General features: G+C 64.1%; 1 pseudogene. It reads right to left on the bottom strand.

Annotation, left to right across the window (positions count from 1 at the left end):
* Positions 1-120: pseudogene (locus tag WDW90_RS39060) on the bottom strand (IS6 family transposase); the annotation flags it as partial.
* Positions 121-284 lie beyond the last annotated feature (164 nt).

Raw genomic sequence — 284 nt, 5'->3', positions numbered from 1 at the left:
CAGCGCGTAGCGCAGGTACCAGGAGACGGCCTGCACGATGAGGGTGGCTTCGAAGTGCCGGCCCTTGAAGTCACCGCGGGCTTGGCGCTTCAGCTTGAGGGCCAGGGCGTTGAGGATCATGGACCGGCTCCGAGGGCGGAGCGGCAAGCTGGGCGGGTATGGCTAACGGGCCGTGAACGCAGGCCCATTCGCGTTTGCGACATGTGTGGACGCCCCTTTAGGAGCAAGAGAAATCTTCAAGAGCGGTGTGGCACGTGGTCGGGTGCTGACATGTGTGCGGCCTT

Origin of the sequence: Methylobacterium nigriterrae (assembly GCF_037106235.1) — a bacterium.
Lineage (GTDB): Bacteria > Pseudomonadota > Alphaproteobacteria > Rhizobiales > Beijerinckiaceae > Methylobacterium > Methylobacterium nigriterrae.
This window is presented reverse-complemented; position numbering and strand designations above follow the sequence as displayed.